At 31.0% G+C, this 16,597-nt stretch carries 13 protein-coding genes, 1 other RNA gene and 1 pseudogene; 5 read left to right on the forward strand and 10 right to left on the reverse strand.

Annotated elements, in window-relative coordinates:
* Window positions 1-15: 15 nt before the first annotated feature.
* The 7 genes from recJ to IPK06_12620 all read right to left on the reverse strand — a co-directional run bounded on the left by recJ (window position 16) and on the right by IPK06_12620 (window position 7,568).
* Window positions 16-1,731 (reverse strand): single-stranded-DNA-specific exonuclease RecJ, encoded by a 1,716-nt coding sequence (gene recJ, locus IPK06_12590; GenBank protein MBK7980809.1) that lies wholly within the window; start codon window positions 1,729-1,731, stop codon window positions 16-18.
* A 22-nt stretch (window positions 1,732-1,753) separates the two neighbouring features.
* An RNA gene (gene rnpB / locus IPK06_12595) (RNase P RNA component class A) lies at window positions 1,754-2,175 on the reverse strand.
* Window positions 2,176-2,355: 180 nt separating this feature from the next.
* Window positions 2,356-3,843 carry an ammonia-forming cytochrome c nitrite reductase gene (nrfA, locus tag IPK06_12600; GenBank protein MBK7980810.1) on the reverse strand — a complete coding sequence of 496 codons (1,488 nt, stop codon included), beginning with the start codon at window positions 3,841-3,843 and terminating at the stop codon, window positions 2,356-2,358.
* Window positions 3,844-3,862: 19 nt separating this feature from the next.
* Window positions 3,863-4,459: a cytochrome c nitrite reductase small subunit gene (gene nrfH, locus IPK06_12605; GenBank protein ID MBK7980811.1), complete on the reverse strand. Its 597-nt coding sequence runs from the start codon at window positions 4,457-4,459 to the stop codon at window positions 3,863-3,865.
* A gap of 10 nt (window positions 4,460-4,469) precedes the next feature.
* Complete coding sequence (locus tag IPK06_12610) at window positions 4,470-5,672, reverse strand: alginate export family protein (GenBank protein ID MBK7980812.1); 1,203 nt, start codon at window positions 5,670-5,672, stop codon at window positions 4,470-4,472.
* A 75-nt stretch (window positions 5,673-5,747) separates the two neighbouring features.
* Window positions 5,748-6,827: a 4Fe-4S binding protein gene (locus IPK06_12615; GenBank protein MBK7980813.1), complete on the reverse strand. Its 1,080-nt coding sequence runs from the start codon at window positions 6,825-6,827 to the stop codon at window positions 5,748-5,750.
* Between the two features lie 189 nt (window positions 6,828-7,016).
* Entirely contained in the window at window positions 7,017-7,568 is a 552-nt protein-coding gene (locus IPK06_12620) for a GNAT family N-acetyltransferase (GenBank protein MBK7980814.1), read from the reverse strand.
* Window positions 7,569-7,633: 65 nt separating this feature from the next.
* On the opposite strand from IPK06_12620, the gene IPK06_12625 reads away from it, so the two are divergent.
* Window positions 7,634-8,359 (forward strand): class I SAM-dependent methyltransferase, encoded by a 726-nt coding sequence (locus tag IPK06_12625; protein MBK7980815.1) that lies wholly within the window; start codon window positions 7,634-7,636, stop codon window positions 8,357-8,359.
* Here IPK06_12625 and IPK06_12630 read toward each other — a convergent pair.
* Together IPK06_12630 and IPK06_12635 are read right to left on the reverse strand one after the other, a co-directional pair.
* Window positions 8,352-8,956: pseudogene (locus tag IPK06_12630) on the reverse strand (GyrI-like domain-containing protein). The gene IPK06_12625 and the pseudogene IPK06_12630 sit on opposite strands and share 8 nt — an antisense overlap.
* 41 nt (window positions 8,957-8,997) lie before the next feature.
* Complete coding sequence (locus IPK06_12635; GenBank protein MBK7980816.1) at window positions 8,998-9,804, reverse strand: MerR family transcriptional regulator; 807 nt, start codon at window positions 9,802-9,804, stop codon at window positions 8,998-9,000.
* Window positions 9,805-9,970: 166 nt separating this feature from the next.
* Here IPK06_12635 and IPK06_12640 point away from each other — a divergent pair, with 166 nt between their 5' ends.
* The 4 genes from IPK06_12640 to IPK06_12655 all read left to right on the forward strand — a co-directional run bounded on the left by IPK06_12640 (window position 9,971) and on the right by IPK06_12655 (window position 15,351).
* Window positions 9,971-10,480, forward strand: a complete 510-nt coding sequence (locus tag IPK06_12640; protein MBK7980817.1) for a hypothetical protein — start codon at window positions 9,971-9,973, stop codon at window positions 10,478-10,480.
* A 66-nt stretch (window positions 10,481-10,546) separates the two neighbouring features.
* On the forward strand, window positions 10,547-12,808 hold the full coding sequence (locus tag IPK06_12645) for a TonB-dependent receptor (protein ID MBK7980818.1): 2,262 nt from the start codon (window positions 10,547-10,549) through the stop codon (window positions 12,806-12,808).
* A 135-nt stretch (window positions 12,809-12,943) separates the two neighbouring features.
* Complete coding sequence (locus tag IPK06_12650; protein MBK7980819.1) at window positions 12,944-14,458, forward strand: B12-binding domain-containing radical SAM protein; 1,515 nt, start codon at window positions 12,944-12,946, stop codon at window positions 14,456-14,458.
* A complete protein-coding gene (locus IPK06_12655) occupies window positions 14,458-15,351 on the forward strand; it encodes a DMT family transporter (protein MBK7980820.1) in 894 nt (297 codons plus the stop codon). Before IPK06_12650 ends, IPK06_12655 begins: the two co-directional genes overlap by 1 nt.
* A gap of 357 nt (window positions 15,352-15,708) precedes the next feature.
* Here IPK06_12655 and IPK06_12660 read toward each other — a convergent pair whose 3' ends face one another.
* Window positions 15,709-16,428: a 3-keto-5-aminohexanoate cleavage protein gene (locus IPK06_12660; GenBank protein ID MBK7980821.1), complete on the reverse strand. Its 720-nt coding sequence runs from the start codon at window positions 16,426-16,428 to the stop codon at window positions 15,709-15,711.
* Window positions 16,429-16,597 lie beyond the last annotated feature (169 nt).

The following is a 16,597-nucleotide window of genomic DNA, read 5'->3' on the forward strand; positions in this document are numbered from 1 at the left end:
TAAATATGTGTTCTGTTAATTCTTTAAAATTATATCTTTAACTCTAATTTGCGGATATGTTCTTCCATCGCGGACAATTTTTTCAATAGTAAAAACAATATCTACAAGATTATTATTATTATTTTCAAAATCACTTACAAATTTACCTAAATTAAATCCAATTGCATCAAAAACTTTATCTGTTCCGTTTTGACAAAATGTAGTAACAAAATGATTACTGCCAACAATTTTTGGAGCAGTAACGATTTTAACATTTTCAGAAAGGAAAACGGGTCGCATATTACCCGGTCCAAAAGGCGCAAATTGTTCAAGAACACGAACAAATTTGGGTGTTATTTCACTTAATGAAATTTTTGCGTCAATTTTTATTTCGGGAATAATATCTTCTTCGTTTAAACTTCTGCTTAAAAAGCTGTTAAATCTAATTCTAAATTCATCAATTTTATCAATAGGAAGTTCCAATCCTGCAGCTGCTTTATGTCCGCCAAACTGAATTAAAAGGTCTTTACATTCTTCCAAAGCTTCGTAAATATCAAAACCGGTAATGCTTCTTGCCGAACCTTTTGCAACTCCATCAATTGTTGTTAGCATTATAGCGGGGCGATAAAATTTTTCAACTAATCTTGAAGCAACAATTCCAACAACGCCAGGATGCCAATTATCATGATGAAGAACAATGCCCAAACTATTATTAAAATCTTTAATGTGGTCAATTAATTCAAGCGCGTGTGAAAAAGTAACTTCATCAATTTTTCTTCTTTCAAGATTTTCATGCTCAAGTACTTTAGCCAATCTTTCAGCATCTTCATAGTTATCGGCATTAAATAATTCAACTGCTCTGTAGGCATCTCCCAATCTGCCTACGGCATTAATTCTTGGTGCTATTGTAAAAACAATTTGTCCCGCCGATAAATTGCCTAATTCCATTTTAGCGGTTTTAATTAAAGCTTTTATTCCAGGCCTTGGATTCTCGTTAATTTGTTCAATACCGGCTCTAACTAAAATTCTGTTTTCATCAACTAATGGAACTATGTCTGCGGCACCAGCCAAGGCAACTAAATCCAAATATTTAAAGACCATTTCCTTTTTGCCGAATCTATCAGCAACGGCACGAGCTAATTTAAAAGCAACTCCCGCCCCTGAAAGATATTTAAATGGATAATTGCAGCCTGGTTTTAAAGGATCCAGAATAGCATATGCATTTGGTAATTGTTCCTTAGGCTGATGATGATCACAAATAATTGTATCGATTCCATAAGTATTTGCGTATGCAACTTCATCAACAGCGGTAATTCCGCAATCAACAGTAATAATTAAATTAACATTATCATTTTTTACATTGTCAATTCCGTCCCTAGATAAACCGTAACCTTCTGTCAATCTATTTGGAATATATACATAAACATTTGCGCCTAATTCTTTAAGAAATAAATACATCAATGAGGCAGAGCAGGTTCCGTCAACATCATAATCGCCGTAAACACAGATCCTTTCATTATTTGTTAACGCACTTATAACTCGGTTTGCCGCTTTTTCCATATCCGACATTAAATACGGATCATGTATTGTATCAAGATCGGGCCTGAAATAAACTTTTGCTTCAAAGAAATTTGTTACGCCTCTTTGAATTAATAAGTTAGCCAATATCGTTGAAATGTTTAGGCTATCGGCCAATGCAAGTATTTTGCTTTTTTCCGGTGGGTCTTTAAGTGTCCATTTCTTTTTCATTATCTTCACAATATTGAAGATAATCTGATAATTCAAGTCTATAAGCCGAATTTTGTTTCCAAATTAATGGACGGCAATTATTTATCTAGACTTTAGATTACTCTAAAATTCAAGCGGTTTACCCGAAAGCAAAGGGAGAACACCCTTCTTACAAATAATTTTGTAAAGCTTTCTACTTAACCTTGCACCAAGTGGGGTTTGCCATGATCCCAAATATTTGGGATTCTCATTCGAGACCCCCAATATTGCTATTGGAGCGGTAGGCTCTTACCCTGCCATTTCACCCTTATTCTGCCAAAGCGGAACGGTATCTTTTCTGTGGTACTTTCCGTAACTAAATATTTGCATAATTAGTCCCCGGGCGTTACCCGGCACTCTGTTCTCGGTGTTCGGACTTTCCTCTATTCTCGCTTACAAAGCTCGAACAGCAATTGCCCAACATGAATCATCAGAATCTCTTCTTTTTTATTTTATAAATTATTTTTCTAAAACTAAGTGAATATAATAAAAAAGATATTGTCTTTCATTATAAAAATATTATTGTAACATATTTTATTATAATTATTTAGCGAAATGTGCATAAAAAAGCCCGATTTCAAATCGGGCTCCATAAATTTATTTGAAATCTTAATTTTTTAATAAATTACCTTGCCTAACTTTTGCCTCTTTATCCCATTCAACAGCGGTTGTTTTTAAAAATTCTTCCTTATCTTTTCTTAAAGCTTCCATATCCAGATCAATAACTTTCTGCGCTTTTTCTTTTGTTGAAATATCAGGTAGTTCAATTGGATATTTAACACCCAATTTAACTAGAATTATTGCAAGTTCTTTTCTAGCGTCTTTTGCTTTTTCAATTGATGTACCCAAAACTCTCATTGCTTCAACAGGAGAATGAAAACCTAATCCATTTGCGGCGGCTACCCAATCCCATCTCCATTGTGCATGGCGAATTAACTTTAAAGCCGGTTTCATTTCTTCTTCTTTTGCACCGTTATCCCATGCTGCTTTTGCTTCTAAATGTGCCGCGGCCAAATTTCTTTCCGCAATTCTTCTTAATTCTTCAATTTTATCCTGTCTTTCATAAACATCCCGCAAAAGCGTTTCTGTTTCTTCACGGTGACAAACTTGGCAAGAGTTTGCTATATTTGCCAAAGGACTTTGTGCATGATGATCAGTAAACTTAACTCCCCCTTCACTTTTATACGGCATATGACAATCGGCGCAAGAGACCCCTCTTTTGGCATGAATCCCGGTTTTAAACAATTCATAATCAGGGTGTTGCGCTTTTAACATTGGCGCTTTACTGAGTTTATGCGTCCAATCAACAAATTCAATTTCATCATAATATTTTTCCATGTCATCAGCTGAAAATCCTTTATCCCATGGAAATGTTAGATAGTTTGTTTCTTTTTTGAAATAGTATTCAACATGGCATTGTGCGCAGACAAGCGATCTCATTTCCTGCCTGCTGAAATCCTTCATTTTTTTCCCTTGTCTTTCAAATGCTTCAACCAATGCGGGTCTTGAAATTTTTAGCGCCATTGTTTTATTATCATGACAATCCATACAGCCAATTGAATTAACAATTTCAGCTCCTTTTTCTTTCCATGTGCCTTTATAAAATTCGGCAATACCGATTTTTTCCATAACTCTCGGAACATCCGGACTTTTACACGTCCAACATGTTGAGGGCATCGGATCAGTATTTGCTCCGCCAGTTCTTAGAGTATTTCTAATATCTGTAACCGCATAAGCATGGCCTCTGCCTTGATTATAGTCTTTTGAAAAACCGTATCCCGCCCACATAATAACCAATTCAGGATATTGCTGTAAATAGTCTCTTTTAACAGATCCGCCATGTTTACTTGCAAATCCTGTTTCTAAAGTTTTTCTATATGTTTCATATTCTCTTGGAAAACTCTCTCCCCAAACTTCATTTCTTGATTCTCCATCAGGTATTGGTTTTACCATTTGTAATGTATAATATGCTTCGTTCTTTCTTTCAAATATTGACGTAGCAAAAAATGCAATTATTAAAACTATAATCACTGTTACTAAAAAAAGTATCCAACCAAATTTTGGTTTTTCATTTACTTTGTCGCTTATTGGTTTCATATTTAACCTTTTATTTAGTTTATTTCTTATTCATGTTTTTAAATATCCATTCGGAAACAACAGGTTTGTATTCCGGTTTAATTATATTTTGCGCTGATGCCAAACTGTGAACTCTTCCGTGCGGAGTTTCTCTATGGCAATCCCAACATACGCCGTCAATTCCATCATAAATGCTTTGCGCGTTAATTGATCTTAAAGAAATAGGATGCAGATAATTTGAATGACACCTGATACAGTTTTCCTGCACAACAGCTCTGCCGGCATTTTTTATTCTTATTACCTGCGGCTCAAGTCGAAATGTAAACATAGAAGCATGCCTTAATCCGTCACTAGCTTTAAATAAATATTTTCTAATTATGTTATCCTGAGGCACATGACAATCGTTGCAGCCGGCAACTCGTCCATGACTTCCCCTTTCCCAGCTTGCATATTCCGGATACATAACATGACAATTAACGCATGTTTCCGGTTTGTCTGATAAATATGAAACCGCGTTTGATATATTGAGTACGTATATTATCAATCCTACAAATATTCCCATTAAAATTGCAACAGGGAGTTTCCAGCTAGGTGGAGGAATGATATACTGAATAATTTTATTTATTTTATCAGTCATTTTAAACCTCCTAAAGATTTACAATAGCCATTAGGTATGTCCAAGTTGAAATATCTTTTCCTTTCACTTGTTTGAAGATATCGCCTGGAAAAAAGAGAGAAAAACCACCGGTAAAGTTTACTGCTGAATTATAATTATAAGAAATTGTAAAATCAATTTCTGATCCAAAATTTTTAAGCTTTGAGTTATTGGATAATTTATATTCTGCGGCGGAATTAAATATATGCAATGCCAAATTTGTTTTAAGTTTTTCAATAGGAGAAATTTCTCCTTTAAGATGAAAATCGACTAAACCCAAGCCCATTGTGTTAGAAGGTATGTTTACAAAATAATCCATGAATCCGTAATATTTATGGTTTGTCGCATACAAAGTATTAAACACTTTTGTCGTATTAATATCATTCCCATCATCACCGCTTAGAAAATCAATTCCTCCTCCAATTGACGGTTTCAGTTGACTTTCTATTTTGTAATTTAAGTTTAAAGCTAACATATAAGCGGAAATTTCAATTTCATTGGAAAGAGATCCAAATTGATACGCCGCTTCAACTTCGTGTGAGAAATTATTAATATTTCCATTTATATAAGCTCCGAATGTTGTTCTGTTACCGTCTTCTTTCATAACATTTTCATTAATTAAAAACGGCTGAATTTTATAGTTCTCTACAATTTTCAAATCTGCATAAAAACCAATTAAATTATTATCTAATGAATCTGCCGGATTGAATTTTTCATTCAATTTTGCAGTGAATAAATCAATGTCTACTTTTTCAGAACTGAATTGAACTAAACCGCCGTCAAAACTTCTGCCGATATTGCTCCAGTCGACTGCACCTATTAAACGCTGTGGTCCGTATGATAATTCCATTCTTCCAATTTTAAGATTTATAGGAAGAGAGAATATTTTATTTAATGTAAAATATGCTTGATGTAAATCGATATTATCAATTGGATCAAGCGTGCTCGGTTCGGTTCCAAAAATTCTGGAATCTTGAATTTGAACAAATCCGGAAAGATTTTCTATAGGAGATATTTTAATTCCCAAGCGTGTTCTTAATTCCGTAAAATTACTTGAAGGAATTTTACCGTTAAAATTTTTATTATCCATTTGAAATCTTGGTCTAATTTGTCCCGTAATTTCATAATTGGATTGTGCTAAAATCAACCCGTAACCTGCTAATAAAAAGGAAATTATTAAAAGTATTTTTTTCATATAATGAACCTCTATAATAAGAATAAAATATCTGATTAAATATTATGTGTTTTTAATGAAAATTGATTCTATTGTTTATTTTACTTCTTGTGCATCTTTATTCAGCTTTTGAACATCGCCGCTGCTGCGAATGTGTCCGATAGAATTTTTCTGCTTATATAGTTCTATATATTTTTCTTTTGGAATATTATTTTGCCAGTTTCCGGAGATCATCCCGATCGCAATTATTGCGAAATAAATTGCAACAACTCCCGCGGCAATAATTTTTTTTGAAACTTTTTTATTTGAATAAACTAATTTAAGTTCAAGTGTATCTTTAACGGGACAAACATCGACGCAGCTCATGCAGGTTGTGCACTCATCTGAAATTACAGTTTTTACTTTATCAACTTTTATAAAAGAAGGACATGCTTTCGCGCATAAGTTGCAGTCAATACAGCTTTGCGTATTTCTTCTAATTTTATTTGGACTGAAAAGTGAAATAAATCCTAGAAACGCTCCATAGGGACATAAATATCTGCACCAAAAATTTCTGAATATTATTGAAAGCAAAAAAAGAATTCCAATTACAATTAAAGAAAACTGAGAAATTTGAGCAAAGAAATAATACATTTTCACGTCGGATATTACATTGTAAGGCGAATCAAGAAAAAACTTTAGAGCTTCCGCGGTCATTGAAAAAAATATTGCATTGGCAAAGAAACCCAATATCAAATATTTTAAGCTTCGCAACGGATAATCTAAAAACTTTGGCATTTGAATTCTTCTTTTAAATAACTTTTTCTGAATTTTTTCTCCAAAATCTCCGAGTGATTCTGAAATAAAACCTACTGGACAAATCCAGCTGCAGAATGATTTTCCGAAAATAAACGAAACCGTAAGGATCCCTAAAAATATTATAAGACCGGCCGGATGCGCTTGGTGAATTTCACCCGAAATTATAAAATAATATAAACTCATTAATGAACTAATAGGAAGAAATGCTTCAACACCGGGTGGTCTCTCATAGTAAGTTGTAGTACCGCCGCTTTCAAGAAAAGTTGTGAACAAGTAAAATTCTACTCCAATCCAAAGGATTATAGCAATAAAAAAAAGCTGAACAAATAATCTATATTTTTGAATAGGTTTTTCTAAGTTTTTATCTATTTTTGCCATTTTATTAAATTTTATAATCAGATTTTTAATTCTGTTATTCAATATATTAGAAAAAGATATATTTGTCAACTTTATTCATATTCAATAAAAATTTATTTCAATAAATTATAATTCTTATTATTGAACATTTTTTTAAATGCTATGGAAATGACAAGAAAGGTGAAGTTAATTTATAAATATGAAATCGATTTAGTTTTTATTTTTGTTTTTCTTCCAATCACTTTTTAATATTCCCATTACGTAAAAATCTATATAGTGATCATCAAAATACATTGCATGCCTTAAAGTTCCTTCTTTAATAAAGCCCGCATTTTCATAAACACTTATCGCGCTTAAATTTTCAACGCTTACATGAAGCTGAATTCTATTAAGATTTAAAGTAGCAAAAGCATAATCAATCATTAATTGAGTTGTTTCTTTTCCAAAACCTTTATTCCGGTTTTCTTTTTCTGCAATTGCTAAATAAAATATTGCCATTCTTCCAACCCAATCGATTCTGAAAAATGCAGTCGATCCAATTGATTTATTATTTTCTTTTTTACATATTGTGAAATAAATTGTTGAATGATCTTTTTGTCTTTGCTTTATTCTGTCAATATGCTCTTCAATGTTTGTCGGTATTGCATAGTATAAACTTGCTCTTGCTTCGGGATGGTTTTCCGAAACTGAAATAATTTCCGCGTCGTTTTCCTGAGCAGCGCGCAGATAAATTTTTTTACCGAATAAAAATGGATTTTCCATTATCGAACTCATTTAATAATTATTGTTTCATAAAAGTATCAAGTTTAAAAATAAAAAGTCAATAAATGGAAAACGCGAAATTCTTTAATATACTTTCATCAAGCTATGATTTGATGATAAATTTTGAAAATTCTCTGAAGAATAAATCAGAAAATTTTAAAAAATTTATTGAGCCCAATTATAAAAACGCACTTGATTTAGGTTGCGGAACCGGTGTTGATTCTATTGCTCTTTGTCAACTTGGATTAAATGTCACGGCTATTGATCATTCCGAAGAAATGATTAAACTTGCCATGATAAATGCGGAAAATAAAAAAGTTAAAATTAAATTTACCGCGGTTGATCTTTTAAAATTTGATTTTATAATAGGTTACGATATTATTGTTTCGCTGGGTAACACTTTATCAAACATTGACAAGAAAAAATTAAACAGCATAATAAAAATCGCTTCAAAGAATTTAAATTCGAACGGCAAAATATTAATTCAAATTATCAATTATTCAGTTATTCCCAAAGATAAAGATTATGTTCTCAACACTTTCGAAAACGAAAATATGATAATTGTAAGAAAATATTCCTTTAAAGATGATAAAATGTTTTTCATAATTGAATTAACAGATAAAGAACGGCAAACATCCGAGCAAATAATTACAAAAATCCATCCTCACTCATTTGAAGATTTTAAAAAAGCCGCTAATCAAAATAATCTCAAAATAAAAATTTATGGCAGTTTATCTCAAGACATTTTTAAGCAAGATGCAAAAGATTTAGTAATTAGCTTAACTAAATAAAAGGCTGCCTTATTATCGTTTTCCAATTTTTCGGATCGGCTTTTCGAATATCACTTAAATAAATTTCATGATGTTTGCCGGAAAGTTTAAATCCTTTTTCCTCAATGAATTTATGAAGTTTACTTATAACCGGTCCTTCTTCAGAAAATGGTCCAATGTGTAAAACTTGAACGGCTTTCCCTTCAGTAAATTTTTCAAACTTTATTTTGTCAACCGCACCTGTGTTTTTTTTCTTTTTAAATTCCGATATTCCTTTTTCAACTAATTCAATAGTTATAAACTCCGGCTGCATAATCATTGCATTCCATTTCCATTCATCTTTTTTATCTATGCTGAAATTTTCCATATCGTTTATCCACCATAAACCTTCAAGCGGCATAACGGCATAATCAATTTGTAATGATTTTTTAATCATAAATTTAATTATGTACGACAAACCAAATAAAACTTCAACCGCGTTTTTGTAATCTTGTGAAGTATTTGGATTTCCTTTTCCCTCAATTATTAAAAACGTAATTCCGGAACTTCAATAATTTCCGCATTCGGTTTTGCTTTATACAAATTTTTAAATGTTTTTTTAAAATCAATTTTTTCCATTTATTCACCGAAGAAAAATTTATAGTAATTCTAATTTTTTATTATTGAAGTAAAATCTGAATTTCAGTTAAATAATTATTCGGATTTCCCTTAAATATCATTCCCGGACCTTTAATATAAACTTCTCTACTCGGCAAAATGGTTTTATAATTTTTTTCATTTAAATAAGAGAAAAGTTTTTTATAAGAATCAGATAAATATTCATATGGACCTTTGTGAATTAAACTAATGCATGTTCCGCCTTTTAATTCTCTCACGGAAATATTTTCAATATCTTTGCCGTTTCTAATCGGTACGCATGCTTCAAAATCAGCGTCGTTTTCTTTATATTCATTATCATAATAAAGTGTTAATGGCTTACCATTAATTTTACTTCCAAAGTTTTTACCTAAAACTTTAAAACCTTCTCCAACTTCGGAATATTTTCCATTCATTCTGAAACCCGCAATTAAAATGGTTTCAAGTTCCTTTTCCTCAATTTCAAATTCATTATTATTTTTCATTTTTATCTCGCTTTCATTTACTAAAATATTTTCTATCGCTCTTGAAATCTCATTATATCTATTTACTTTTTTTTCGATTTCCAAAAGTTTTACTTTAAGCTGACCGACTAAATCCGACTCAGAGTTGCAGCTTGATAAAATTTCTTTAATCTCTTGAATTGAAAAATCCAATTCACGCAAAATCTTAATTGATTTAGCTTTTTCATAATCTTTTTCCGAAAAGTATCTGTAATTAGTAAATTCATCAATTTCCGATGGAATAAGTAATTCCTTTTCATGATAAAATCGCAATGTCTTTATTGGAATCTGCGTTATTTTTGATAACTCGCCAATTGAAAATCTCATCTCAACCTATATTGATTAATTTACATTTTAAAAATAAGCACTCCACCAAGTGGAGAGTCAATATTTATTTAACATATTTTCAAAATATTAATAATTTATTTTGGCGGTTTATTTTACTATCTTGTAAAGAATTTTTGTCTGCAATAACACGAAAGTTTTTACAAATTTGAAAAAAATCATTCCAATTTTTTTAATAACAATCATTTCACTGAATTCATTCGGGTTTGATTTTATTGCCGAATATTTAATTTACAAGTGCAGGGAAACTTTTGAAGAATCATTGATAGAACAAATTGATAAATCTGAAATTATAGTGTTTGATTATAATTCAATTGAGAAATGCAAATTTGTGCTATATGATGATGAAATTGAATACGATGGACAAATGTACGATATTGTTAGGAAGGAAGAAAAAAATAACAGCATATATTTTTACTGTATAAATGACAAAATTGAAAGCAGTATTAAAAGGAGATTAAACAAAGAAACCGAAGATCAAAAATTGCCTTCACATGCATATTTTATTCAAAAAAATATTGTTAAAATTTTTATAGCCCCATCTAGTTATACAAACATTTTCGTTAAGCGCAAATTAATATTCCCTGAAATAAAAATTAGTTTTTACAAATCAGTTAATAGTGATGTAATTTCTCCGCCGCCGAATTTTACCGTTTGATGTTGAATCAATAAGCGTAAATACTTAAAAATATTTAACCAAAACGTAATTTTTTAAAGGAGAAGTATGAAAAAATCTGCTTTCATACTGATTTTTCTTTTCCTTTTTTCCCTTGCCAATTTATTCGGACAATCAATGATTTCCGGTGTAATTACAAGTAAAGAAAACGGAGAAAAATTAGTAGGTGTAAACATTTATATAAATGAACTTCAAAAAAGTACAATTTCAAATTCAAACGGTGAATACAAATTTGGCAATATTCCATTAGGCAAATATCAAATTCAGTTTAGTTTTTTGGGATTCAAGCCGGAAATAGTGACGGTGAATGTTTCTGAAAATTTATTTGTTCAAAATGTAAGTTTAAGTCGTGCAAATATAAATCTTGGAGAAGTTTTAGTTCTCGGAAATTCCGCAAGAGCGAAAGAAAAAATTCCATACAAAGTAGAAACTGTATCCAAAGAAAAATTGGAAAATAACGGATATATAAATATTACAAATTCTTTATCGCTTTTACCCGGAATTTCAGAACTTACAAACGGATCTGGAATTTCAAAACCGGTTGTTAGAGGTTTGTTCGGTTATAGAATAGCGCCGATTGTAAACGGACTTAGAATAGATAATCAGCAATGGCAAGATGAACATGATTTCGGATTAACAGATCTCGGAGCTGAAAGTATTGAAATAATAGAAGGTCCAGCTTCGCTGTTATTCGGTTCTCAAGCTTTGGGAGGAATAATCAGAATCAATAATGAAAAAAATGCTCCGCAAAATGAAATTATTGGAAATTATAACCTGAAGATTTTTTCCAATACGCTTGGAGCAAACACCGAACTTGGATTAAAAGGAACAAAAGATGTATTAAGCTGGCAATTTCACTTAAACGGTAAAAGTCATGCCGATTATTTAGCCGGCGGAAGTGAAAAAATTCCAAATACAAGATTTGCGGAAATTGGCGCATCAACAATGTTAAGCTATAATCCTTCATGGGGAATTAGTTCATTGAACTATAATTTTTCTCGTCAAATAAACGGAATTGTTGAAGAAGCTGATTTAACCAATATTAAAGATTTGGAAGAAGAACATTTTGAACGTGAGTTTGAGGGACCGCATCATACTGTTGATTTTCATATCGCTTCGCTGCGGAATACTATTCTACTAAATAGTTCGTTAATAAAATTAAATCTAGGTTTTCAAAATAATCACAGGATAGAAGATGAAGGTACGGAAAACATGTCAGTCGAAACCGAGGAAAATGAACTTGACGTAATATTAAATACTTTTTCACTCGATGCTCAATGGATAAAACCTTTCAGTGAAAAAACCGAACTAACTTTAGGCGCTCAGGGAGTTTTACAAAACAATCAAAATGACGGCAAAAGAATTTTAATACCCAATGCAGAAACCAATGAAATTTCATTTTTTACATACCTTAAGCAGAATGTCGGATTAGTGGATTTAGACGCCGGATTAAGATATGATATAAAGAATATTCACACTGAAGAAATGGGAATTATTAATACAGCAAACTATTTTAAAACAATTGAAAACGATTATAAAACAATTAACGGCGCTTTAGGCGCGTCATTTACGGCAACCGAAAATTTAATAATTAAAGCTAATATTGCAACCGGATACAGAGCGCCTAATCTTGCCGAACTTTCTTCTAATGGAGTTCACGAAGGAACAACAAGATATGAACTTGGAAACGAAAATATGAAAAGCGAACAAAGTCTGCAAACTGATTTCGGTATAAACTTTCACAATAATGATTTAAATGCAAATGTGAATCTGTTTTATAATCATATAAATAATTTTATTTTTCTTCAACCGACAAATATGTTTATTGATATTAACAGAGTCTATCAATTTATGCAGAATGACGCAAACCTAAAAGGAGGCGAAATTAGTATTGATTGGAGTTTAACAAATTGTTTTGATTTAGGCGGTTCTTATTCAACGGTTATTGGTCAAAAGAGCGATGATTCATATCTTCCTTTTATGCCCGCCGATAAAATTATAGGAAGCATAAAATATCATTTGAGAGAATTAAGCTCCTTAAAGAATTTTTATATATTAGTTACGCTTAGAAATTATCTAAAACAAAATAAAGTAGCTGAGGAAGAACTTCCGACACCGGCTTACACGTTGGTCGATTTAAGCTTAGGTTCTGCAGTAAATATTTTCGATCTTGATTTTGACCTTGCAATAAACGCCACAAATTTATTGGATAAAAAATTTTTTGATCATTTAAGTTTATTAAAACCGCTTGGCATACTTAATATGGGAAGAAATATTTCGTTGGTCTTAAACGTTCCATTTTCACTATAATAAATTCATTAGCCGGTTCGGTTTTATCAATTCCGGATCGGCTTATATTACAATCTCCTTTTAAAAATAATTATTCTCTTATTATATTTAAGATTCATTTACCATTTACTTATTTAAATAAGAAAGGACAGTTTCTTGAATATTTTATTGGTATATCCGGAAATGCCTGATACTTTTTGGTCAATGAAATACGCAACAAAGGTTTTCGGTAAAAAAGCGATGTATCCGCCGCTTGGATTGATAACCATTTCAAACTTGCTTCCGTCTACTTGGAAAAAAAAATTAGTTGATCTAAATGTAACAGCACTTACAAAAGAAAATATTCTATGGGCCGATTATATTTTTATTAGCGCTATGAATGTACAGGAAGAATCAGCGAGAATAATAATTTCCGAATGCAAAAAACTTAACAAGAAAATTGTTGCCGGCGGAACATTATTTACGCATGAGTTTGATAAATTCAGTGAAGTCGATCATTTTGTATTAAATGAAGCTGAAATCACTTTACCATTATTTTTAAATGACCTAACACACAACACACTGAAAAAAATATATAGTACCGAACAATTTGCAAATGTTGAAGAAAGTCCTTTACCCGATTGGAGTCTGGTAGACGTTAAAAACTATCATTACGCTATAGTTCAATATTCGCGAGGCTGTCCATATAATTGCGATTTTTGTGATGTAACTTCTTTATTCGGCAGAAAACCAAGAACAAAAACTTCAGTACAAATCATTAATGAACTGAATGAAATTGCCAAGTATGAAAATTTTCCATTCATTCTTTTTGCTGATGACAATTTAATTGGCAATAGAAGAATATTAATGAGTGATCTTCTTCCGGCATTAATTGAATGGCGTAAGAAAAATAATCCATCTGTTTATTTTGCGACACAAGTTACTATAAATTTATCGGATGATGAAAAACTGATGAAACTTATGCTTGAAGCCGGCTTCAGACATATTTTTGTCGGTATTGAAACTCCTGATGAAACAAGTCTTTTGGAAAGCAGAAAAACTCAAAATCTTAAAAGAAATTTGCTCGATTCAATTAAGAAATTGAATGAAAATGGATTTATTGTTGTCGGAGGATTCATTGTTGGTTTCGATACTGATGACGAAGGAATTTTTCAGCGGCAAATAGATTTTATACAAGAAAGCGGAATAGTTTTAGCAACTGTAAATGTGTTAAAAGCTCCTCCCGGAACCGAACTTTACGAAAGAATGAAAAATGAAAATAGGCTAATTGATGGTTTCTCATTTCATGAAGGCGAAAGCAATTTTATTCCAAAAATGAACAAAGAGATTCTGAGTAAAGGATTTGATAAATTAATCTCAACCGTATATTCACCAAATGCTATTTTTGAAAGAAATAAAAAATTTATTTCTACATATCAATTTCCAAAAACAGAAACTAAAATCCCAAATCCTTCCATAAAGATATATTTAGTTCCGTTTTTAAGAAGCGTTTATTTAATTGGAATTAAAAGTAAATTAAGACTGCATTATTGGAAAACGATTATCTGGACTTTTATCAACAACAAAAATTTTATTGATCACGGCGTTTTCAACGGCGTTATGATTTACCAATTGCAAAAACTTTATGATAAATATAATTTTACAAAAAATAATGATTCCTTATACAGTTAATGAAAAATAAATCACCTCATTTAATTTCAGTTTTACAAGCATTACTTGTAACATTCTTGTGGTCAACATCTTTTGTTTTAATAAAGTGGGGTTTATCGGAAATTCCGCCTATTACATTTGCCGGATTAAGATATACTTTGGCGTTTTTGTGTTTTTTTCCATTCATTTTTTTCAATAAAAAATATCAAAATGAAATTAAGAAGTTAAATTCCTCTCAATGGAAAAAATTGTTTTGGCTTGGAATTTTATTTTACGCATTTACACAAGGAACGCAGTATTTGGGTTTATCTTTGCTTCCATCCGTAACTGTTAGTTTAATGCTTAACTTCACTCCAATTATTGTCGCAATATCAGGCATATTTTTATTGAAGGAAATACCAACTAACCTACAGTGGCTTGGTTCAATTTTATTTCTCTTGGGAATTTTTGTCTACTTTTTTCCAATTTCATTTATGCAAAGTGAACTTATCGGTTTAGGCGTAATGTTTATTGGAGTTTTGGCAAATTCAGCTTCAGCCGTTCTTGGAAGAGACATTAACAGAAATAAAGATATTAGTCCGCTAGTTATAACTTTTATTAGTATGGGAATCGGCGCAATTATAATGTTAATAGTTGGACTAATGAAAGACGGTTTTCCAACAATAAGCACGAATAATATTTATTATTTAATTTGGCTTGCTGTTATTAATACGGCGTTCGCATTTACATTATGGAATTTGACTTTACGACATTTATCGGCAATGGAATCAAGTATAATTAATGGAACTATGCTGATCCAAATTGCAATTTTAGCTTGGATTTTTCTTGGAGAAAAAATTACGATTCAAGAAGGAGCCGGAATGCTGATTGCGGCTGTAGGAGCATTATTTGTTCAGTTAAAAAAGAAAAGTTAAAAAATACAAACTATAAATTGGAATACCGCATTTACAAACTATGCCCTAGATTAAACAAGAAGTTTTGCTGTTTATAATTTTTTATACAATTCTTGACTTCAATTTCAATTCATTATGAATTTTTGATACTCAACAAATTATTACTGCGCGTTAAGCTTGTAAATTTTTTGATCGATCAAAAATTTTTTATTCAGCAATATTAAAATTTTGTTAAAACGTTTTTATGTAGCCAGAGTGATAATAGCAAAATGTATATTGTACTTTCTGATTTTTACTAATTTAGTGATAAAAAATTATTAAAGATATTTGTTACTTTTCATAGGAAGTCAAATTGTACAAAGGTTAAGTTTTCTGAACTTAAGCATTTATTATTTTTTTTGCATATTGAATTAGTTCTAAATTACTTTTTACCATTTCGCCATTTTCAAGATAAATTGTATCTTCCATTCCTATTCTACTGTCATATCCCCGCAATTTGGCTTCTTTTAAAATTTCCCAAGTTACCATATTAAATCCGTGTAATAATCTTCGACATTCTACATTATGATTATTCAAAACTTGTTCAATTTCATTAATTACTTGTATCGCTGAATTAATTTCTTCCGGTTCCGGTTCAATTAGAATTCTATAACAATTATTAATTAACTCACTTTCCACAAATATTTCCGCGGCTTTCTTTTCATTTAATCCGGCCTCTATTTTTATACCTTTTGATATCAACAGTTTAGATATTTCAATTGAATTATCTTCTATCATATTAACAGAAATAAAATCCGGAATATTTTCCCAATCTTTTATGTGACTTTTTCTTTTTTCAAGATCCGGTTCAATCCAATCTCCGGAACTTATTCCAATTTGTATTTCAGGAGAAATATTTTTAACCAATTCTACTAATTTATTAACATCTTTTGGCTTTAAACTTTCATTGCCATTTTCATCATAACAGTGAATATGAAAAACATTATTTCCGTTTTCAAATAAAAGTTTTACTTCGTTTTCAATTTCAATTAATGATTGAGGAATATATTGATTTTGTTTTTTTGGTCGCGCTCCATTTAGCGCAATTTTAATTAACATATTTACCTTTTATTATTTTATTATATCGCAAAATTCTGGAATTAGCCTAATAATTTCTATCCCAAAATTTAAACCTGAAGCACAGCAATATTATTTAATAACGATATGTCCAAGTTGGAGCGGTTTAATTGACAAATTTAGCGCGCATAAAGAAATATTAATTCATTTT

This window comes from Ignavibacteriota bacterium, from assembly GCA_016713565.1.
Lineage (GTDB): Bacteria > Bacteroidota > Ignavibacteria > Ignavibacteriales > Melioribacteraceae.